Source organism: Polaribacter haliotis (assembly GCF_014784055.1).
Lineage (GTDB): Bacteria > Bacteroidota > Bacteroidia > Flavobacteriales > Flavobacteriaceae > Polaribacter > Polaribacter haliotis.
On the sequence record NZ_CP061813.1, the window covers coordinates 1,466,071 to 1,485,411 of the forward strand.

At 29.6% G+C, this 19,341-nt stretch carries 21 protein-coding genes and 1 tRNA gene; all 22 read left to right on the forward strand.

What is annotated here, in order from left to right:
- Nucleotides 1-2: 2 nt before the first annotated feature.
- The gene (locus H9I45_RS06120) at nt 3-476 is read left to right on the forward strand and encodes a glutathione peroxidase (protein WP_088353196.1); all 474 of its coding nucleotides are present in this window, start codon (nt 3-5) and stop codon (nt 474-476) included.
- Nucleotides 476-649: a Lacal_2735 family protein gene (locus H9I45_RS06125; protein WP_140422730.1), complete on the forward strand. Its 174-nt coding sequence runs from the start codon at nt 476-478 to the stop codon at nt 647-649. Before H9I45_RS06120 ends, H9I45_RS06125 begins: the two co-directional genes overlap by 1 nt.
- A gap of 1 nt (nt 650) precedes the next feature.
- Nucleotides 651-1,112: a TspO/MBR family protein gene (locus H9I45_RS06130; protein ID WP_088353197.1), complete on the forward strand. Its 462-nt coding sequence runs from the start codon at nt 651-653 to the stop codon at nt 1,110-1,112.
- A gap of 1 nt (nt 1,113) precedes the next feature.
- The gene (locus tag H9I45_RS06135) at nt 1,114-1,578 is read left to right on the forward strand and encodes an SRPBCC family protein (protein WP_088353198.1); all 465 of its coding nucleotides are present in this window, start codon (nt 1,114-1,116) and stop codon (nt 1,576-1,578) included.
- A 1-nt stretch (nt 1,579) separates the two neighbouring features.
- A complete protein-coding gene (locus tag H9I45_RS06140; RefSeq protein ID WP_088353199.1) occupies nt 1,580-2,884 on the forward strand; it encodes a cryptochrome/photolyase family protein in 1,305 nt (434 codons plus the stop codon).
- A 36-nt stretch (nt 2,885-2,920) separates the two neighbouring features.
- The gene (locus tag H9I45_RS06145) at nt 2,921-3,283 is read left to right on the forward strand and encodes a nuclear transport factor 2 family protein (RefSeq protein ID WP_088353200.1); all 363 of its coding nucleotides are present in this window, start codon (nt 2,921-2,923) and stop codon (nt 3,281-3,283) included.
- Between the two features lie 121 nt (nt 3,284-3,404).
- Nucleotides 3,405-3,478, forward strand: a tRNA-Thr gene (locus H9I45_RS06150).
- Between the two features lie 289 nt (nt 3,479-3,767).
- On the forward strand, nt 3,768-5,603 hold the full coding sequence (locus H9I45_RS06155) for a wax ester/triacylglycerol synthase family O-acyltransferase (RefSeq protein ID WP_088353201.1): 1,836 nt from the start codon (nt 3,768-3,770) through the stop codon (nt 5,601-5,603).
- Nucleotides 5,604-6,536, forward strand: coding sequence for an alpha/beta hydrolase (locus H9I45_RS06160; protein WP_088353202.1), 933 nt, complete (start codon nt 5,604-5,606; stop codon nt 6,534-6,536). It begins immediately after the preceding gene.
- 10 nt (nt 6,537-6,546) lie between these two features.
- Nucleotides 6,547-7,707: an alpha/beta fold hydrolase gene (locus H9I45_RS06165; protein ID WP_088353203.1), complete on the forward strand. Its 1,161-nt coding sequence runs from the start codon at nt 6,547-6,549 to the stop codon at nt 7,705-7,707.
- Between the two features lie 14 nt (nt 7,708-7,721).
- Nucleotides 7,722-10,955, forward strand: a complete 3,234-nt coding sequence (locus tag H9I45_RS06170) for an HAD-IB family hydrolase (RefSeq protein ID WP_228455066.1) — start codon at nt 7,722-7,724, stop codon at nt 10,953-10,955.
- Nucleotides 10,956-10,974: 19 nt separating this feature from the next.
- Nucleotides 10,975-11,976, forward strand: coding sequence for an NAD(P)H-dependent glycerol-3-phosphate dehydrogenase (locus H9I45_RS06175; protein ID WP_088353205.1), 1,002 nt, complete (start codon nt 10,975-10,977; stop codon nt 11,974-11,976).
- Between the two features lie 10 nt (nt 11,977-11,986).
- On the forward strand, nt 11,987-12,502 hold the full coding sequence (locus H9I45_RS06180; RefSeq protein ID WP_088353206.1) for a hypothetical protein: 516 nt from the start codon (nt 11,987-11,989) through the stop codon (nt 12,500-12,502).
- Between the two features lie 8 nt (nt 12,503-12,510).
- On the forward strand, nt 12,511-13,314 hold the full coding sequence (locus H9I45_RS06185; protein ID WP_088353207.1) for a bacterial transcriptional activator domain-containing protein: 804 nt from the start codon (nt 12,511-12,513) through the stop codon (nt 13,312-13,314).
- Nucleotides 13,315-13,402: 88 nt separating this feature from the next.
- Nucleotides 13,403-13,660 carry a hypothetical protein gene (locus tag H9I45_RS06190; RefSeq protein WP_088353208.1) on the forward strand — a complete coding sequence of 86 codons (258 nt, stop codon included), beginning with the start codon at nt 13,403-13,405 and terminating at the stop codon, nt 13,658-13,660.
- Between the two features lie 75 nt (nt 13,661-13,735).
- On the forward strand, nt 13,736-14,611 hold the full coding sequence (locus H9I45_RS06195; RefSeq protein ID WP_088353209.1) for a helix-hairpin-helix domain-containing protein: 876 nt from the start codon (nt 13,736-13,738) through the stop codon (nt 14,609-14,611).
- Nucleotides 14,612-14,638: 27 nt separating this feature from the next.
- Nucleotides 14,639-14,920, forward strand: a complete 282-nt coding sequence (locus H9I45_RS06200; RefSeq protein WP_088353210.1) for a hypothetical protein — start codon at nt 14,639-14,641, stop codon at nt 14,918-14,920.
- 109 nt (nt 14,921-15,029) lie between these two features.
- Nucleotides 15,030-15,686 (forward strand): TetR family transcriptional regulator C-terminal domain-containing protein, encoded by a 657-nt coding sequence (locus H9I45_RS06205; protein WP_088353211.1) that lies wholly within the window; start codon nt 15,030-15,032, stop codon nt 15,684-15,686.
- Nucleotides 15,687-15,692: 6 nt separating this feature from the next.
- A complete protein-coding gene (locus H9I45_RS06210) occupies nt 15,693-17,003 on the forward strand; it encodes an ABC1 kinase family protein (RefSeq protein WP_088353212.1) in 1,311 nt (436 codons plus the stop codon).
- 37 nt (nt 17,004-17,040) lie between these two features.
- On the forward strand, nt 17,041-17,646 hold the full coding sequence (udk, locus tag H9I45_RS06215) for a uridine kinase (RefSeq protein WP_088353213.1): 606 nt from the start codon (nt 17,041-17,043) through the stop codon (nt 17,644-17,646).
- Between the two features lie 4 nt (nt 17,647-17,650).
- Nucleotides 17,651-17,968 (forward strand): FtsB family cell division protein, encoded by a 318-nt coding sequence (locus H9I45_RS06220; protein WP_088353214.1) that lies wholly within the window; start codon nt 17,651-17,653, stop codon nt 17,966-17,968.
- On the forward strand, nt 17,968-19,332 hold the full coding sequence (locus tag H9I45_RS06225) for a methylmalonyl-CoA mutase subunit beta (protein ID WP_088353215.1): 1,365 nt from the start codon (nt 17,968-17,970) through the stop codon (nt 19,330-19,332). The genes H9I45_RS06220 and H9I45_RS06225 overlap by 1 nt, the downstream gene beginning before the upstream one ends.
- Nucleotides 19,333-19,341 lie beyond the last annotated feature (9 nt).

A 19,341-nucleotide genomic window follows, 5' to 3' on the forward strand; every position in this document is an offset into this window, starting at 1 on the left:
ATATGACCAATATCTACGATATTAAAATCAATAGTTTACAAAATAAAGCTATTGACTTATCTGAATACAAAAACAAATTTATCTTGTTTGTAAATGTCGCTTCGAAATGTGGCTTTACTTCACAATATAAAGAATTGGAAGAATTAAGTAATCAATACAAAGAAAACTTGGTAATTATTGGAGTTCCTTGCAATCAATTTGGAAAACAAGAACCTGGAAATGCTTCTGAAATTCAAGAGTTTTGTGAGGTAAATTATGGAGTTTCGTTTCTAATAACAGAAAAAGTAGATGTGAAAGGAATTAACCAACATCCTTTATATACTTGGTTAACAAGTAGAGAATTTAACAACAAGAAGAGTTCTACTGTTAAGTGGAATTTTCAAAAATATTTGGTTTCTCCTGAAGGAAAATTAATCGATTATTATTTTTCAATTACAAAACCATTGAGTTCTAAAATCACTAAACACTTAAAATAATGTTCGGACTTTTCAAAAAGAAATCAGCAGTAGAAAAATTACAAGAAAAATATAAAAAATTGATGGAAGAAGGTTTTAAGCTTCAATCTATCAATAGAAGTGATAGTGATCAGAAATATTTGGAAGCGGACAATCTTTTAAAAGAAATAGAAAAATTGAAAGAAAATTCTTAAAATGAAACAACTAAAACTTACCATATTATTTTTAATCATCAATTTTGGTGGTTTGGTAATTGGAAATTGGCTTATGGAAAATGGACCAATGACAGATTGGTACATCAATTTAAATAAAGCTCCTTGGACACCTCCAGGTTGGGTTTTTGGTGTTGCTTGGACGTTAATTATGATTTGCTTTTCCATTTATTTAGGAAAATTATTTTCTGAAGAAAATTCCAAGAAAATGAAATTATTTATTCTACTTCAATTTATATTGAATGTAAGTTGGAATTATATTTTCTTCAACCAACATTTAGTGTTATTTGGATTGATAACTATTTCATTACTCACTTCCCTCCTATTTTATTACTTCTTTAATTTGAGTAGTAAAGTAAAAAATTATAAATATTTATTACTTCCATATATGATTTGGTTGTGCATTGCAACTTCCTTAAATCTATATATTTTAATTCATAATTAAGATGAAAATATACACGTTTCACAGAAAACAAAATCTACCAATTTCGTTAGAAAAAGGTTGGGAATTCTTATCGAACCCGAAGAATTTAAAAACAATTACTCCAGATTATATGAGTTTTGATATCCTTTCAGGAGCAGACAGACCTATGTATCCTGGACAGATAATTCAATATATTGTTACTCCGATTTTAGGGATAAAAACAAAATGGGTCACAGAAATTACGCACGTAAAAGACAACGAATATTTTGTAGACGAACAACGTTTTGGACCTTATGCTTTATGGCATCACAAACATTTTATCAAAGAAATTGATGGTGGTGTAGAAATGGAAGATATTATAGATTATAAAGTTCCTATGGGAATTTTAGGGCAAATGGTACATCCTTTTTTAGTGAAACCAAAATTGGAAGAAATATTTGAATACAGACAAAAAAAATTGACAGAACTTTTTGGAGAATACAAGTAAAATGAAAGACAAAATAAATATTTTTTGGTTTAGACGTGATTTAAGATTAGATGACAATATCGGTTTTTACAATGCTTTAAAAAGTGAGTATCCTGTTCTCCCTATTTTTATTTTTGATGAAAATATTTTAGACAAACTACCAAAAGACGATGCAAGAGTCAACTTTATTTTTGATGAATTGCAAAAAATGAGAAAAACCTTACAAGATGAAAACGACAGTAGTTTGGCTATTTTTCATGGAACTCCAAAGAATATTTATCAAAATTTAATAAAAGAATATAAAATAGATACTGTATTTACAAATAGAGATTATGAGCCGTATGCAAAAGAAAGAGATGAAGAAATAGAGAAACTATTAGCTGATAGTAACATCAATTTTAAGACTTTTAAAGACCAAGTAATTTTCGAAAAAGACGAAGTTGTAAAAAAAGATGGTACTCCTTATGTGGTTTATACGCCTTTCATGAAAGTGTGGAAAGAAAAATTTAAAACACATAATTTAGATATCTACTACACAAATTCTTTCCTAAAAAACTTGGTAAAAAATACATGTTTACCAAATCTCTCATTGTCAGATTTAGGTTTTACTAAATCGAAACAAGAAATTAAAGAGTACGATGTTAGGCCTACTTTAATTCAAGAATACGAAGAAACTAGAAATTTTCCTGCGAAAGATTCCACTTCAAAACTGGGACCACATTTACGATTTGGAACGGTTAGTATTCGAAAAATGATTAAAAAAGCAACTGCAGAAAAAAACGAAATTTTCTGGCAAGAATTAATTTGGAGAGAATTTTTTATGCAGATTTTATGGCATTTTCCACAAACTCATAAAGAAGCCTTCAAATCGAAATACGACAGAATTGAGTGGAGAAATAACGAAAAAGAGTTTAAAAAATGGTGCGAAGGTCAAACTGGTTACCCTTTAGTAGATGCAGGAATGCGTGAATTAAATGAAACTGGTTTTATGCACAATAGAGTAAGAATGTTAGTGGGTAGTTTTTTATGCAAACATTTATTAATCGATTGGAGATGGGGAGAAGCATATTTCGCAGAAAAATTACACGATTACGAAATGGCAAGTAATGTTGGTAATTGGCAATGGGTTGCAGGTTCTGGAGTTGATGCTTCGCCATATTTTAGAATTTTTAATCCAACAACACAAATCAAAAAGTTCGATAAAGATTTAAAATATATTAAAAAGTGGGTTCCAGAATTTCAAGAATTAACGTATGCTAAAGAAATTGTAGATCATAAAGAAGCAAGAGAACGTTGTTTAAAAACTTATAAAGAAGCTTTAAATTAATTTTCTTAACTTTATTGTCAACCAAAAATAAAATATATGAATACTTTAGAAGTTGCCAATAAATGGCGCCAAATGTGCCAAGAAGGAAAAAATTTAGAATGTATTACAGAGTTATATGCAGACAATGTAGTTAGTAGAGAAATGCCAGGTGTACCTCATGGAGAAGTTGTTTCCGGAAAACAAAATGTATTCGAAAAAAGTAAACAATGGTTAGAAGATGTTGTGGAATTCCACAGCAGTGAAATTTCTGAACCAGTTGTTGCAGACAATCATTTTACAAGCAAAATGAGTTTCGATGTTACATTTAAAAGTAGAGGAAGACAACAAATGGACGAAGTTTGCGTTTTTGAAGTACAGAATGGAAAGATTGCGAATGAGCAATTCTTTTACACTATGTAAAATTTATTATTCTTGTTAGAAAACTTCAATTTATTTTGGAGTTTTTTTTTGCTAAAAAAAATCGTTTTTCTTTAGGTCAATTTTATTTTTTGTGTTTAATTTGCGCTCGTTAAAACAAAAAGCCGATGTAGCTCAGCTGGCTAGAGCAGCTGATTTGTAATCAGCAGGTCGTGGGTTCGAGTCCCTCCATCGGCTCTTTTTATTAAAAAGTCTCAAATTAATTTTTGAGACTTTTTTTGTTTTTAAAATTTCATTTTAGAATTATTACTTAAGACAACTATATTATATAATTGACTTTCAATAATATACAAACAAAAACATCTTTTACAACAAGTAAAAAAAATCAATTTAAAAAGTGTTTTGTAATTTTAGTAATACAATAAAAATCTAACGAATTTTCTTTATCTTGCAGAGTTGCGTGGTATTCTAGCAGCAATTTTTTGATCAATTTTAGACTAAAAAGTCAACTTAATTATTTTGATAAATGGCGAAAAAAGTAATAACAGAGCTTCTACAAGACGCAATTGAAACTTCAGCAGAGCAAATTTCTGGACAAGATGCAACTTTTTTATATGCAGATTCACCTTCAAGTCCTATGCACATTGCTACATTAACAATTGTGGAAGGCTCTTTAAAATTTGAGGATTTTAGAGAAATGGTCGCTTCTAAATTACATTTAATTCCGAAATTTAGAAAAAGATTGGTAAATGTGCCATTAAAATTAGATTATCCTTATTGGGCAGATGACCCAAATTTTGATATTGATTTGCATTTGAATCGATTAAAATTGCCAGATCCAGCAAATTGGAAAACCTTAAGAGATTTAACATCGAATATTTTTAGCAGTTCTTTAGATTTAAAAAGACCTTTATGGTCCGTTTATTTTATTGAAGGTTTAGATGAAATTAACCAAATACCTAAAGGTTCTGTAGGAATTGTTACCAAAGTACATCATGTAATGGTCGATGGTAGTTCTGGTGTTGGTATTATGGGATTGCTGTTTGATAAAGATGAAAAAGCAGAAGATAAAAAACCAGCAAAACCAAAACCATTTGACCCAGAACCTTTGCCAGATGAATTGAGTTTACTTTTAAAAAGCACCTATAGTTTTCTTAAAAACCCTTTAAAAATTCCGAAATTAGTTAGCGAAACTGCTGTTTCTATGATGAAAGGAAAAATAAATGCGCAACTTAAAAACAAAAGAACGTTTCAAAAAAGTGCATATCCTGTTCCAAAAACTATTTTTAATGGCTCTGTTTCACCAAAGAGAACTTGGGGAACTGCTATTTTATCTTTCGAAAGAATAAACACGCTTCGTAAAATAATGGACGTTAGTATTAACGATATTATTTTGGCAATCTGTGCTGGTGGAATTCGTAAATATTTAGAAGAAAGAGAGCAATTACCTGTACAACCTTTAGTTGCAAATGTTCCTATTTCTATTCGAGTAAAAGGTGAAAAACAAAAAATGAACAATCAAATTTCTAACATGTTGGTTAGAATTGCAACGCATATAAAAGACCCAATTGAAAGATTAGAATATATACAAGAACAAACCAATTTAGGAAAAACAAGACACAAAGCTGTTGGAGCAAAATCTTTAGCAAAAATGGCAGATGCTGTTCCTTTTGGGCTGGCAAATTTAGCTGCTGGTTTGTATAGTAAATACAATATTAAAGAATTTCACAGACCACCTTTTAATGTTACAATTACAAATGTTCCTGGACCAAAAGGTTTGCTCTATTTAAAAGGTCATAAAATTGTTGGTATTTTTGGATTAACGCCTGTTTTAGATGGTTTTGGGTTAATTATTGCTGCTTTTAGTTATAATGGACAAGTAACAATTACAACAACTTCGGATGCGAAAACAATGCCAGATGCTGATAAATTTTCAAGATATATTAGAGATTCTGCAAACGAATTAGAAGAAATTATTCTAAAAAAGAAAGAAGAAAAAACAGTTTCTAAAGTAATTAAATTTAAAAGTATCTCTTTCTTTAATTCCTTTAGAAAGTTCTTAAAAGAAAACAAATATTTAGATAAAAAACTAAAAGCTGTGTATAGTTTTGAGGTTCATCAAAATGAAACCATTGCATATTGGACATTAGATTTCTCTAAAAAAGAACCTTCTTTAAGTAAGAAAAAAACCGCAAAAGTAAATACAGTCATCACAATTGATGATACTATTTTATACGATGTTTTTAAAGGAAAATTATTATTGGAAGAACTTATAATTCAAGAAAGAATAAAATTCACAGGAACAAAAAAAGACACAGATTTAATCTTAAAATTAATGTCAACTTTTTTAGAGAAAGCATAAATGGTGTTTATTACAGATACATATAAAACTAAAGACGAGGAAACTATTTTTTACTATAAATGGGAAGTGAAAAAAATGCCTTTAAAAGGTATTGTTCAAATTTCTCATGGAGTTGGCGAACATGCAGGTCGTTATCATTCTATTGCAAAACTTTTACAAGAAAAAGGGTATGAAGTCTATGCAAACGATCATAGAGTTCATGGAAAATCTGCCGAAAATAAAAATGATTTAGGTTTTTATGATGGTGATAATTATTTTGATGACGCCATAAATGATATGCGTCAATTAACAGAAATCATTAAAAACGAACATCCGAATAAAAAAATAATTCTATTTGGTCATAGCATGGGTTCTTTATTAAGTAGAGATTATGTTACAAAATATGGCGACGATTTAGAAGCTTTAATTCTTTCTGGAACTGCCAGTTTTATGAAAGGTTTGGGAACTTTTGGTTTGTATAGCGCAAAAGTTATCAGCAAATTTAAAGGAAGAGAAAGAAGCAATCAACTATTAAAATCGGTGTTTTTTTCTGAATTTAATAAGAAATTTAAACCCAACAGAACAAAAGTAGATTGGATTAGTAGAGATGAAAATGAAGTCGATTTATTTGAAGCTGACCCATACAGAATAGAAGATTTTTCTTTGAGTGTCTTTTTAGATATTTTAAAAGGAAGTAAAAAAATAAACGAGAAATCAACTTTCAAGAAAACACCAAAAGCATTACCGATTTTTATTTTTTCGGGTGATAAAGATCCTGTAGGAGAAATGGGTGAAGGTGTAAAAAGAGTTGCAGAAAATTATAAAAAAGCAGGAATTAAAGACTTGACTTTAAAATTATATGAAGGAGGAAGACATGAGATGTTGAATGAAGTGAACAAAGAAGAAGTTCAGCAAGATGTAATTAATTGGTTAGAAAAAAGGACGAAAGTCTAAAACTCAAAACATGGAAAACAACAAAACACTCTATACATCATTTACCAAATTGGCTTTAAAAGTTGCAATGTCTAAAGGAATAACATTAAAAAAAGCCAAAGAAATAGTTATTCAAAAGTTTGAATTACATCCTTTTGAAAAAATGATTGTTGGTCTAATTGACAGTAAAAAATTAATCAGAAAAGATGTAGACTCATTATTAAAAGACTGTATTTCAGTCTGTGAAGATTTTGGGCCTGATAGAGATTATGTCACTTTAATTATTGTTTTAGAAAGAATTGATAAAATAAAAGCGACAAAAAAAGGAACAGATACTATTTCTGCAAGAATTTTATTGACCTTTAAAAATCAGATTGATAATATCAATACAAAAATTGATGCTCCTCCTCTATTCAATGCCTTATTAGAAACAAGATCTGCTATTGAATGGGTAACCATGTTTGGTATTTATCCTTTTATTCCAAAGCACAAAGCCAGCAAAAACAAACCTGTTTTATTAATGCCTCCATATTTAGGTAATGATGTTTCTACAACTTTTGTACGTAATTATTTAAAATCTGTTGGTTTTAAAACCTATAAATGGGAATTGGGTGTAAATATGATCAACTCTAAATATTTACCAAAATTGATCGAAAAATTAGATGAAATTTTCGAGAAACATCAAGAAAAAGTAAGTCTTGTAGGTTGGTCTGGTGGTGGAATTTTCGCAAAAATAATCGCCAATAGATATCCAGATAAAGTAGAACAATTAATTACTATTGGCTCGCCAGTTTGGGGAGTTAAAAACATGAAAACACCTTTGGTAAGAATGTTAGAATTTTTAAGAGGAAAAACTTTAAGAGCCAGAAATGATAAATTTATACACGAATTGGAGGAAATACCAAATGTTCCTGTAACGTGTATTTACACAAAAACAGACGGACTTTTACCTTGGAAACATTGTATGGAGGCAGAAACGTTGAGAAGTGACATCAAAAACATTGAAGTTTTTGGAAGTCATTGTGGAATGGGCGCAAATGCATCCGTTTTATTAACTGTAGCAAATTCCCTAAACAAAAACATTACTGGTAAAGAACCTAAAGGAATTATTACCAAAGTTGAAAGTTTATTTTTTCCAAAGTTTTGGGAACAAAAAGGCGTTTCTAAATTCACAAATCTATTTTTTAATTGATTATGGAACACACAATGCAAAACATTATTCAGCATGCTGAATTTCAAAATAGTCTTAAAGAAATTGCAAAAGAATTAAAATTAGACCTTTCTGAAGTTCAAAAAACGGCTGGAAATTGTATTGAGGAATTATATTCTCAACAACATCCAATTGCAAATACAGTTTCTGTAAGAGGTTTTCAATATTTGCTTTCAAAAGCTTACAATGACAAAATAGATATTGATCCAAGAGAAATAAAAAAATTAATGAAAATTATGCGACAAAACTCTGTTGCATTTATTTTAACCCATAAAACCTATTTAGATACTGTTGTTTTAGTAAGCACTTTAGCACGTTATGGAATGCCAATTCCGTTTTCTTTTGGTGGTATAAATTTAGCGTTTCCAGGATTTAAACAATTGGGAAAAAACTCTGGATTAATTTTTATAAGAAGAAGTTTTAAAGACGATATTATTTACAAAGCTGCATTAAGACATTACATTGCTTCTTTAATTGAAAATGGCGATCATCTTACTTGGAATATTGAAGGAACGCGTTCCAGAACAGGTAAAATTGTCTATCCTCAAATGGGGATTTTAAAATACATTATGGAAGGTGAAAAACAAAGCACCAAAGACATTAAATACATACCAGTTTCTATTGTGTATGATTTAATTCCGGATGTAAAAGAAATGATGGAAGAAGGAAAAGGCAAGGAAAAAAAGTCTGAAAACGTTGCTGCTTTTATTAAATATTTTAAAAAATTAGGAAATGAATTTGGGAAAGCAGCCATTCGTTTTGGCGATCCTGTAAATGCAAGTGCGCATCAAAATGCCATAATTCCAGATATTGAAGAAGACAGTTATTCAGACAAAAACACATTGCCAAGATTTGCTTTTGAGTTGATTCATAAAGCAAATATGATAACTCCTGTAACCACAGTTTCTTTAGTTTGCAACGTACTTTTAAGCAGTTTTGCACTCACCAAAAAAGAGTTAGAGTTTAGTGTTTTTAAATTGATGAATTATATAGAACAACGAAAAGAAGATGTTCTAATAGACAGAGGAAATAGCATTGCAGTTACTGTTCAAAAAGCATTAAATCTTTTGAAAAGTGCTGGAATTGTTCAGAAAAACAAAGCAGGTTATAAAACACAATATAGTTTAACTCAAAATGAGTTTTTAACGGCTACTTATTATGCAAATATAGCTTCTGCTCATTTGTATCACAGAGCTTTTATAGAAATGGCTTTGGTAAAAATTAAAGATGAAAAAACGGATAGAATTTTATCTTTTTGGACAGAAATAATGCGCCTTCGAAATTTATTTAAGTTTGAATTTTTCTATACCAACAAACCACAATTCAGTAGTGAAATTGAAGCTGAATTAGAATTATTTGACAAAAATTGGAGAGCAATTATTAGCAACCCAGAAGGAGATATTGATAAATTATTATCGAAACAAGAGTTATTTGTTTCAAAAGCAATTCTTCAAATTTATTTGGAAGCAAATAAAGTAGTTTGTCACACCTTACATACTTGGGATTTAGAAGATGATTTTAACGATATCGATTTTATAGAACTATGTCTTTTTAAAGGAAAAGAATTGCATTGGCAATCTCGAATTAGCAGATTAGATAGTGTTTCTAAACCATTTTTGGTAAGTGCTTTACGTTTGGCAAAAAACAGCAAACTAACTCCTATTGATAAAAAAATAGATTTTAAAGAATTAGATATTTGGATGGATTTGTTAGACAATTTAACAGAACGTCTAAATTATCTTCGTAGATTAGAAGTTGTCATCAACAAAAAAAGCATTCAACAAAACAATGAATTGGAAGCAGAAATTGTTCCTGGTTCAGAACTAAATAGTGTTTCTAAACAAATCGAAAAACAAGAAGAAGGGCCACATATTGCTGCTTTTTTCGATTTAGACAGAACGTTAATCAATGATTTTTCAGCAAAGAAATTCATGCAATCGAGATTATTTAGTGGAAAATCTACCGCCAAAGAATTGCTTTCTCAATTTGCAACAATATTAATTTATGCAGCTGGAAATAGAGATTTTGAAATTCTAACAAAAATTTCTGCATCTGGTGTAAAAGGAATCAAAGAAAAAGATTTTTACGATTTAGGTGAAGAAGTGTATGCAAATCATTTAGCAAATACAATTTATCCAGAATCTAGAGCATTAATAGCATCACATTTAGAAAAAGGACATCAAGTTGTTATTATTTCTGCAGCAACACGTTATCAAGTAACTCCAATTGCCAACGAATTAGGAATTACTGATATTTACTGTACAGAGATGGAAATCCGAAAAGGAAAATTCACAGGTTCTATTAGTGAAATGTGTTGGGCAGAAGGAAAAGCGAAAGCTGGAAGAAAGTTTGCAAAATTAAATAATATCGATTTATCTAAAAGTTTCTTTTACACAGACAGTATAGATGATTTCCCATTAATGGAAATTGTTGGAAATCCGGTTGCAACTAATCCAGACAGTAGATTGTCGCAAGTTGCTTTCGAAAGTAATTGGCCAATTCTTCGTTTTAAAGAAACTAAAAAGAAACCAATTATTAATGGCGTAAGAACTGCTTTGGCAGGCGCAAGTATTTATCCATCAGCATTTAAAGGCTTAGTAACTGGGACTTTAAAAATGTCGAGACAAGAAGGTGCAAATGCAACTTTTGCAAGTATTGGCGATTTAGGAACAAAATTGGCTGGATTAGATATTGCAGTAAAAGGAAAACATAATTTAGAAGATTTTAGACCCGCTGTTTTTTGTTTCAACCACCAAAGTTCTGCGGATTTTTTCATTTTGATGAAATTATTAAGAAAAGACATTGCTGGAGTTGCAAAAAAGGAATTAGAATACACACCAATGGGACCAATTTTTAAAGCTATGGGTGCTATTTTTATCGACAGATCTGACAAAACAAAAGCAATTGCAGCCATGAAACCTGCTGTACAAGCTTTAAAAGATGGAATTTCTATAGTAATTGCGCCAGAAGGAACCAGAAGTGGAACTAAAACTTTAGGGAAATTTAAAAAAGGTGCGTTTCATTTAGCAATGAAAGGTGGAGTTCCAATTATACCAATTGTAATTAAAAACGCATATATGGCAATGCCAAAAGGAAGTAAAATGTTTAAACCAACGCATATAGAAGTGGTTGTTTTAGATCCTGTAGATACTTCTGAATGGAAACCAAAAAATATAGATACGTACGTGGAAGATGTTCGTAATTTATTTCAGAAAGAATTAGAAAATTAATCAACTAAAAATACATTTTATGAAACTAAAAGTAGGATTATTAGGTGGTGGATCTTGGGGAACAACTGTTGCTTCTTTAACAGCAAAAAATGCTGAAACAATTCTTTGGGCAAGAAACCAAGAAACAGTTAACGAGATTAATGAGCATCATACAAATGAGAAATATTTGCCAAATGCAAAACTAACATCTTCCTTAAGAGCATCTTCTTCCATAAAAGAAACTGTAGAAGAAGCAGATGTTATTGTTATGGGTGTTCCTGCACAAAGTTTTAGAAAAGTATTAGAAGAAGCAAAACCTCATATTCGACCTTGGGTTCCCATTGTAAATTTAGCAAAAGGTTTAGAGATTAGCACAAAAATGCGAATGACAGAAATTGTTAACGAAATAATGCCTGGACATCCTGCAGGAGTTTTAACGGGGCCAAATTTGGCGAAAGAAATTCATTTTGGAAACGCTGCTGCTGCTGTTATTGCAATGGTAGATAAATTGATTGCAACCAGATTACAAAGCGTTTTTAGTTCTGGTCTTTTTCGTGTGTACACAAATACAGATGTTATTGGTTGTGAATTAGGTGGAGCTTTAAAAAATATTATTGCCATTGCAACAGGAATGGGAGATGGCGCAAATGCAGGAGACAACACAAGAGCCGCAATTATTACCAGAGGTTTATCGGAATTGACAAGATTAGGAATTGCAATGGGTGGAAAACAAAGAACCTTTGCAGGTTTAGCAGGAATGGGAGATTTAGTGGCAACTTGTTCGAGTTCTAAAAGTAGAAATCATCATGTTGGTTTTCAATTAGGAAGAGGAAAAAGTTTAGAGCAAATTATTAATGAAATGAATGAAGTTGCAGAAGGTGTAAAAACTGCAAAAGTTGTGGTAGAATTAGCAAAAGATTATAATGTTGACATGCCTATTTCTCAAGAAATTTATAAAGTTTTGTACGAAGGAAATACTGTAAATGATGCTTTTAAAGGATTATTAAGATATGAAGTTGGCTCTGAAAAAGAACCAGGATAAAATTGAGACTATGACAAAAAAACAAGAACAAACTGCCTCTTTTATGGTGCGTTTTAATCAGCAAATTTTTGAAGAAAAAGGAGAATCTTCTGTGCAATGGCGTGGAAAAATCTCTCATATTCAAGATGGAGAAGAACAACGTTTTACGGACTTTAATGATGCACTTTCTTTTATGCAACAAAAATTGGCAGAATTAACGGAAGAAGCTACAAAACATGAAAGTTCCGAAAAGCAAGAAACTATTTTAGATAAAAGTCTTTCTATGTGGAAAACCATTAAAAATGTAGGTCCGCAATTAATTAAAGACACTTTAAAGGATCCTAAAAAACAGCTGACGAATTTACAAGATGAAATCCAGGGAAAAATAAGTTCTTTTGGTGAAGAAATTGGCGAGAAAGTTCATATAAATGAATGGAGAAATGCATCAAGATCTGACTTTAATAAAATTCAAAATCAGATTCAAAATTTATCATCAGAAATGAAAAAACTGACTTCGAAAATTGACAAATTGAACAAAAAGAAGTAGTTATTTATATGTCAGATTTACTTCAACAATTACGAGAATTAGAAACCTTTCAAGAGAATGCAACAATTCGCATTCAAACTTTAGGTGGTTTTAATTTATGGAGAAATCAAGAAAAAATAGATGCTAAAGAATGGGGAAGAGATAAAACCATTCAACTTTTACAATATTTAATTTCATACCGAAAAAGAAACGCGCTTCACAAAGAAAAAATAATGGATCATCTTTGGGAAGATTGGAACGATAGAGATTTTAAAGTCGCATTACATGGAATTAATAAGGTTTTGGAACCCAACAGACCTTCCAGAACTGAAGCGATTTACATTACAAGGCAAGGTGTTAGTTATCAAATTGATTTGGAAAAACTTTGGATTGATGTTGAAGCATTAGAAAAATACATCATTTTAGGAAACCAGGCTTTTGAAGTTGATAATGAAGTTGCTAAAAAAGCATATCAAAATGCTATAAATTTATACAAAGGTTCTTATTTACCAAACAGAATTTACGAAGATTGGACTTCCGAAGAAAGAGAAAGATCTCAGTTACTTATTTTAGGAGCCTATATTACTTTAGCAGAAATTTTATTGGAAGAAAAACCTATAGAAAGTATTCGTTTGGCGCAAAATGCATTAGCAATTGATGCTGCTTGGGAAGAAGCTTACAGAATACAAATGAAGGCTTATATTGTTAAAGGAAATAGACCACAAGCGATAAAAACCTATATGAAATGTGAGGTTATTTTAGAAGAAGAATATGGAATTTCTCCACTTCCTGAAACAAAAAAACTACTACAAGAAATAGAAGCAATTACCTAAAATACAACCTCTTACTTAATCTGCAACTCATTTGCAACCTCCATTTTTTATGTTTGCATCATAATTAGTAAATAAAACTAAAAAAAAGATGAAAACTATTTCAACAATAAATATAAAAGAGCATACCTTAAAGTTAAATGATTTCGCTTTAGAATCTACAGAAAAAGTTGTTTTGAAAACAATAAATACAACTGAAGATTTACAAAAATTTACAGCAAAGAAAATAAAAAGCACTTTAAGTTTTACAGAGAAGCAACAAGAAAATTTCTTCAATAAAGCTGAAAATGTAAAAAGTTTGGTTTGGAAAAAAATAAACAAAACTGTAGATTTTTTCAGCAAAAACTAAAATGCAACTCATCTGCAACTAACAGAAATTATATTTGCAGTATAAATTAATAAACAACGCACAAAAACATATATTATGGCAACAAAGAAATCTAAAAAAGATAACAAATTAGGAAAAGCAAAAGCAATCGTTAAGAAAATAAATAACGATTTAATTGATGCTTCTTTTAACGCAATTGAAACTACTGTTAAGACAGGAGAAAAATGGCAAAAATTAACGGCTAAATTAGTAAAGAAAGCAGAACCATTAACAAAGCAACAAATTAATATGGTTGTAGAAACTGCAGAATCTATTAAAGGTCAGTTAGAAAACGGAACAGAGCGTTTAAAAACATTGGTTGGTTACGACCCAAAAATGTTAGAAAATGCAAAGAAAATGGTGTCTGAACATCCTTTAGTTGAAAAAGCTGAAGAAATGAAAGACAAAATCGAAAAAGAAGTTTCTAACAATAAATTAGTTAAGAAAGCAGAAAAAATGTCTTCTAAATTAAAAAAGAACATCACAGAAACAATTGAAGATGTTAAAGAAAAAATAGAAGATTATACAGAAGACGTTATAGATGACGTAAAAGGAAAAGTAAATAAAGCTACAGGTACAAAATCTAAAAAAGCTCCAGCTAAAAAAACTACTCCTAAAAAAACGGCTCCAAAGAAAAAAGCGGTTACTAAAAAAGTAGAAGTTGAAGTAGAAAAAGTAGTGGTTGTAAAAACGGATGTAAAAGACGATTTAAAAGTAATTAAAGGAATTGGACCCGTTTTAGAAACTTCTTTAAATGATTTAGGTGTAACTGCCTATGATCAAATTGCAAAAATGACGCTTAAAAACATGAATCAATTATTAACTGATGCAGGAATAAATGCAAAAATTTATGATTTATCTGGTTGGAAAGCACAAGCAAAATTGGCTTTAAAAGGAGATATGGAAGCAGTTAAAAACTGGGAGAAGAAATAATTTTATCAACTTTAAAAATTCATACAAATGAAAACTAAAAATATAAAAGTTACCGAAAAATTAAACAACGCAATTGTTAATGCAAAAAGTTCTGCAAAAAAAGCAAATGATTATGCTTTAAACACAACTGAAGAAGTAGTTTTAGAAACAATTACAATTGCGGAAAACTGGCAAAAAGTAACAGACAAAGCTTTAAAAGGTGGCGTAAAGTTAATGGCGAATCAACAAAATTTAATTTTTGATACGTTAGAGACAGTAAAAGCTCAATTAATAGATGGAAAGAAAAAATTAAGTAAAGTTTTTGCTTAAAAGTTCCCTGATATTTTTTTTTTAAAACCAAGTTAATTTTTAACTTGGTTTTTTGTTTTTATATCATTTCTTATTCTTTTAACCATAAAACGTTTCGTATTTTTGTTACATGGCAAAAAAGAAAAAAGTTTCTAAATTAGACATCCTTACTTTGTACATGGATTTCGTTGTAGAACATCAAAATAAACCTTTAGATGTTGAAGATTTCTGTGAAACTGTAAAGATTGAAACAACTTCTTTTCACAAACATTTTAAGTCTTTAAAAAAGGTTGAAAAAACAGTTTTTAAAGAACTTTTTAATAATTCTTTAGAAGTATTAAATGAAAGTGAAGAATTTGTTTCTTTCGATAAAAAAAATCAACTTTTAAGTTTATACTTTACTTTTTTTGAGAACCTAAATTTAAACAGAGAATACATTGTTATTGTTTTAAAAGGTTGTAAAAACAAGATAAAATCATTCAGTACATTTTCTGATTTAAAAAAGGAATTTATTCAATTTGTTAATCATTTAGAAATTTCTGAAAGCATCTTACCTATTGATGGTCTAGAAAAAGCACAGAGAAAGTTTGTAGGGGAATCTGCCTGGATTCAACTTTTTTTAACCATTAAATTTTGGTTAGATGACACTTCTGAATCTTTTGAAAAAACCGATATTTTAATTGAAAAATCTATCAATACAAGTTTTGAGCTTTTAGAAAATAATTTTCTGAAAAACGCTTTGGATTTAGGGAAATTTATCTACAAAGAGAAGTTTCAAAAAGAATAAAATTCTATGAAAAAAGCAAGTAAAATACCTATTTCTAAATTACAAAGAGCTTCTAAATTAGTTACAACAGGTGCAAAAGTTGGTGTAAATTATTTAAAATATTACGGAAATAAAATAACTGAATCCGAAGAAGACGCAAGAGAAAAACTAAACAAATCGAATGCAGAAGATATTTACGATAGCTTAAAAGACTTAAAAGGAAGTCCGCTAAAAGTTGCGCAAATGTTAAGCATGGAAAAAAGTATTTTACCAAGAGCTTATGTAGAAAAATTTTCTTTGGCGCAGTTTTCTGTTCCACCACTATCTGAAGCGTTAGTTACAAAAACATTTAAAAAGAGTTTTGGAAAATTCCCCAGTGATATTTACGATTTTTTTGATTTAAAAGCATACAATGCAGCTAGTATTGGGCAAGTTCATAAAGCAGAAAAAGATGGTAAAAAATTAGCAGTTAAAATTCAATATCCAGGAGTTTCAGACAGTATAAAATCTGATTTAGCATTACTAAAACCTTTTGTTATTAGAATGTTTAACATGAAAGGAAAAATGTCTGATGAGTATTTTTTAGAGGTTCAAAATAAATTATTAGAAGAAACAGACTACGTTTTAGAAGTAGAACAAAGCCAAGAAATTGTAGATGCTTGTAAAGACATTCCAAATTTATCTTTTCCTAATTATTATAAAGAATTATCCTCTAAACAGATAATTACAATGGATTGGATGCAAGGAATCCATTTATCAGAATTTACAAATACCAACACAAATCAACAAAAAGCAAATTTACTTGGACAAGCTTTATGGGATTTTTATATGTTTCAAATTCATAATTTAAAAAAAGTACATGCAGATCCTCATCCAGGGAATTTTTTAATTTCTGAAGATGATAAATTAGTCGCTTTAGATTTTGGTTGCATGAAAACTATTCCTTTAGATTTTTACAATCCATATTTTGTTTTAGCAAACAAAGAAACGCTTGCTAATGATGCATTATTTGATGAGAAAATGTACGAATTAGAAATCTTATTGAAAGATGATAGCAAAGAAGAATTGGAATTTTTTAGAGCAATGTTTCATGAAATGCTATCAATTTTTACACAACCTTTTCACGTAGAAACTTTTGATTTTTCCGACGAAGTATTTTTCAATAAAATATCTGAATTTGGCGAGCGTTATTCTAAAAGTGCAGAATTAAGATCTATGAATGGTAGCAGAGGCTCCAAGCATTTTATTTACATGAATAGAACTTTTTTCGGGCTCTATAATTTAATGTTCGATTTAAAAGCGAAGGACATTAAAATTAATAATTTCCTTAATTTATAAAATCTTTACTATTTTAGTACATTAATTAATATTTTATATGCTTATTATTGGAATTGCTGGTGGAACAGGAAGTGGAAAAACCACTGTTGTAAATCAAATTATAAAACAATTACCTACAGACGAAGTTTGTGTAATTTCACAAGACTCTTATTATAATGCCACAGACGACATGGCATATGAAGAGCGTGCAAAAATAAATTTCGACCATCCAAGAGCCATTGATTTCGAATTAATTATAAAACATCTAAAAGCATTAAGGCTTGGCAAAACAATAAACCAACCAGTGTATTCTTTTGTAACTCACAATAGAACCAAAGATGTTGTAAAAACACACCCAAGAAAAGTGGTTATTGTCGAAGGTATTCTTATTTTAAATAATAAAGAATTAAGAGATTTATTCGATATTAAAATTTTTGTTCATGCAGAAACAGACGAACGATTAATTCGAAGGTTAAAAAGAGATATTTCTGAAAGAGGAAGAGATTTAGACGAAGTTTTAAATCGATATCAAACAACATTAAAACCTATGCATCAGCAATTTATAGAGCCTACAAAAAACTTTGCAGACCTAATAATACCAAATGACAAATACAATACTGTTGCAATAGACATCGTTAGAACAGTGATAAACGAACGCTTATAATAAAATGACTTTAAAGAATTTAAAAGAAAATAAAGCCGTAAAAATTCTAACAAATATTTTTGTTTTAATTTTAATTCCATTTGTAATATGGATGCTTTTTTTTGATGACAATTCATATTTAGTCCATCGTAAATTCAATAAAGAAATAAACGATTTAGAAAATACAATTTCTTTTTATAAAACGAAAATAAAAGAAGACAGAGTAACCATAAAAAAGCTAGAAGATTCTTTACAATTAGAACGTTTTGCAAGAGAAAAGTATCTAATGAAAAAAGAAAATGAAGACATTTATATTATTGAATTCGATACCATAAAAAAATAATGAGCAAATTTCTATTTGATGATTTTAATGGAACTTCACCTGCCGCTTGGAAACAAAAAATTCAAGTAGACTTAAAAGGTGCAGATTATAATGAAACATTACTTTGGAAAACAAATGATGGTCTAACCGTAAAACCATTTTACACAAAAGAAGATAGAAATAATTTAAAAATTAACTTACCGAAAAACAGCTTTAAAACTTGCCAAACTATTTTTATTGATGATGAAATAACAGCAAACACTTTTGCAGTAGATTCATTAAATAGAGGAGCAACTGCCCTTCAATTTGTGGCGAATTCTAAATTCGATTTTAAAGTTTTATTGAAAGACATACAACTTAAAGAAATTGTAGTTTATTTTAAATTCAGTTTTTTAGATGATTTTTTCATTAAAGAAATATTCGAATTTATAAACAGTAACACTTGTTTTTTTCAAACAGATATTATTGGAAACTTTGCAGAAACTGGTAATTGGTTCGTTAACTTAAAAGAAGATTACAAAAAGCTAGAAAGCATTGTAAATACTACAGAAAACAGCATTTCCATTTTTGGAGATTTATACCAAAATGCTGGCGCTAATAACACCCAGCAATTAGCTTACACTTTGGCGCATGCAAACGAATATTTAAATCATTTTGGTGCTTCAATAGCTTCTAAAATTCATTTCCAATTTTCTGTCGGTGGAAATTATTTTCATGAAATAGCAAAATTGAGAGCATTTCGCTTACTTTGGTCTTCTCTTTTAAAAGAATATAATATCGAAGAAAAAGAGGAAACTCATTTATTTGTTCAGCCATCTTTTCGAAATAAAACACTGTACGATTACAATGTAAATATGTTGCGAACAACATCCGAAAGTATGAGTGCAATTTTAGGTGGCGCAAACACAATTTCCAACATTTCTTATAATACTATATATGCAAAGCAAAATGAATTTGGAGAACGAATTGGAAGAAATCAATTATTAATTTTACAAGAAGAAAGTGGGTTTCTAAACGCTCAAAATTTTGCAAACGGAACTTATTATATAGAATCTTTAACTGAGCAAATGGCAGAGAAAGCTTTAGCTATTTTTAAACAAATAGAAAAAGGTGGTGGTTTAGTAAAACAGTTAAAAGAAGGTATTATTCAGAAAAAAACAAAAGAAAGTGCTTTAAAAGAAGAAGCACAGTTTGCTAAAAATGAACTGATTTTATTAGGAACAAATTTGCACGCCAACAAACAAGATTTTATGAAAGAATATTTAGAAATAGACCCTTTCCTAAAACAAAGAAAAATTAAAACATTAATTCCCCCATTAATTAGAAAACGACTTTCGGAAAATCATGAAAAACAAAGATTGAAAAACGAAAGTAGTACTCATTAAATATTAATG

What these genes read in the sequence shown, in the direction of transcription:
- H9I45_RS06120 (WP_088353196.1), top strand. Translation starts at nt 3, where the DNA reads ATGACCAATATCTACGATATTAAAATCAATAGTTTACAAAATAAAGCT.
- H9I45_RS06125 (WP_140422730.1), top strand. Translation starts at nt 476, where the DNA reads ATGTTCGGACTTTTCAAAAAGAAATCAGCAGTAGAAAAATTACAAGAA.
- H9I45_RS06130 (WP_088353197.1), top strand. Translation starts at nt 651, where the DNA reads ATGAAACAACTAAAACTTACCATATTATTTTTAATCATCAATTTTGGT.
- H9I45_RS06135 (WP_088353198.1), top strand. Translation starts at nt 1,114, where the DNA reads ATGAAAATATACACGTTTCACAGAAAACAAAATCTACCAATTTCGTTA.
- H9I45_RS06140 (WP_088353199.1), top strand. Translation starts at nt 1,580, where the DNA reads ATGAAAGACAAAATAAATATTTTTTGGTTTAGACGTGATTTAAGATTA.
- H9I45_RS06145 (WP_088353200.1), top strand. Translation starts at nt 2,921, where the DNA reads ATGAATACTTTAGAAGTTGCCAATAAATGGCGCCAAATGTGCCAAGAA.
- H9I45_RS06155 (WP_088353201.1), top strand. Translation starts at nt 3,768, where the DNA reads ATGGCGAAAAAAGTAATAACAGAGCTTCTACAAGACGCAATTGAAACT.
- H9I45_RS06160 (WP_088353202.1), top strand. Translation starts at nt 5,604, where the DNA reads ATGGTGTTTATTACAGATACATATAAAACTAAAGACGAGGAAACTATT.
- H9I45_RS06165 (WP_088353203.1), top strand. Translation starts at nt 6,547, where the DNA reads ATGGAAAACAACAAAACACTCTATACATCATTTACCAAATTGGCTTTA.
- H9I45_RS06170 (WP_228455066.1), top strand. Translation starts at nt 7,722, where the DNA reads ATGCAAAACATTATTCAGCATGCTGAATTTCAAAATAGTCTTAAAGAA.
- H9I45_RS06175 (WP_088353205.1), top strand. Translation starts at nt 10,975, where the DNA reads ATGAAACTAAAAGTAGGATTATTAGGTGGTGGATCTTGGGGAACAACT.
- H9I45_RS06180 (WP_088353206.1), top strand. Translation starts at nt 11,987, where the DNA reads ATGACAAAAAAACAAGAACAAACTGCCTCTTTTATGGTGCGTTTTAAT.
- H9I45_RS06185 (WP_088353207.1), top strand. Translation starts at nt 12,511, where the DNA reads ATGTCAGATTTACTTCAACAATTACGAGAATTAGAAACCTTTCAAGAG.
- H9I45_RS06190 (WP_088353208.1), top strand. Translation starts at nt 13,403, where the DNA reads ATGAAAACTATTTCAACAATAAATATAAAAGAGCATACCTTAAAGTTA.
- H9I45_RS06195 (WP_088353209.1), top strand. Translation starts at nt 13,736, where the DNA reads ATGGCAACAAAGAAATCTAAAAAAGATAACAAATTAGGAAAAGCAAAA.
- H9I45_RS06200 (WP_088353210.1), top strand. Translation starts at nt 14,639, where the DNA reads ATGAAAACTAAAAATATAAAAGTTACCGAAAAATTAAACAACGCAATT.
- H9I45_RS06205 (WP_088353211.1), top strand. Translation starts at nt 15,030, where the DNA reads ATGGCAAAAAAGAAAAAAGTTTCTAAATTAGACATCCTTACTTTGTAC.
- H9I45_RS06210 (WP_088353212.1), top strand. Translation starts at nt 15,693, where the DNA reads ATGAAAAAAGCAAGTAAAATACCTATTTCTAAATTACAAAGAGCTTCT.
- udk (WP_088353213.1), top strand. Translation starts at nt 17,041, where the DNA reads ATGCTTATTATTGGAATTGCTGGTGGAACAGGAAGTGGAAAAACCACT.
- H9I45_RS06220 (WP_088353214.1), top strand. Translation starts at nt 17,651, where the DNA reads ATGACTTTAAAGAATTTAAAAGAAAATAAAGCCGTAAAAATTCTAACA.
- H9I45_RS06225 (WP_088353215.1), top strand. Translation starts at nt 17,968, where the DNA reads ATGAGCAAATTTCTATTTGATGATTTTAATGGAACTTCACCTGCCGCT.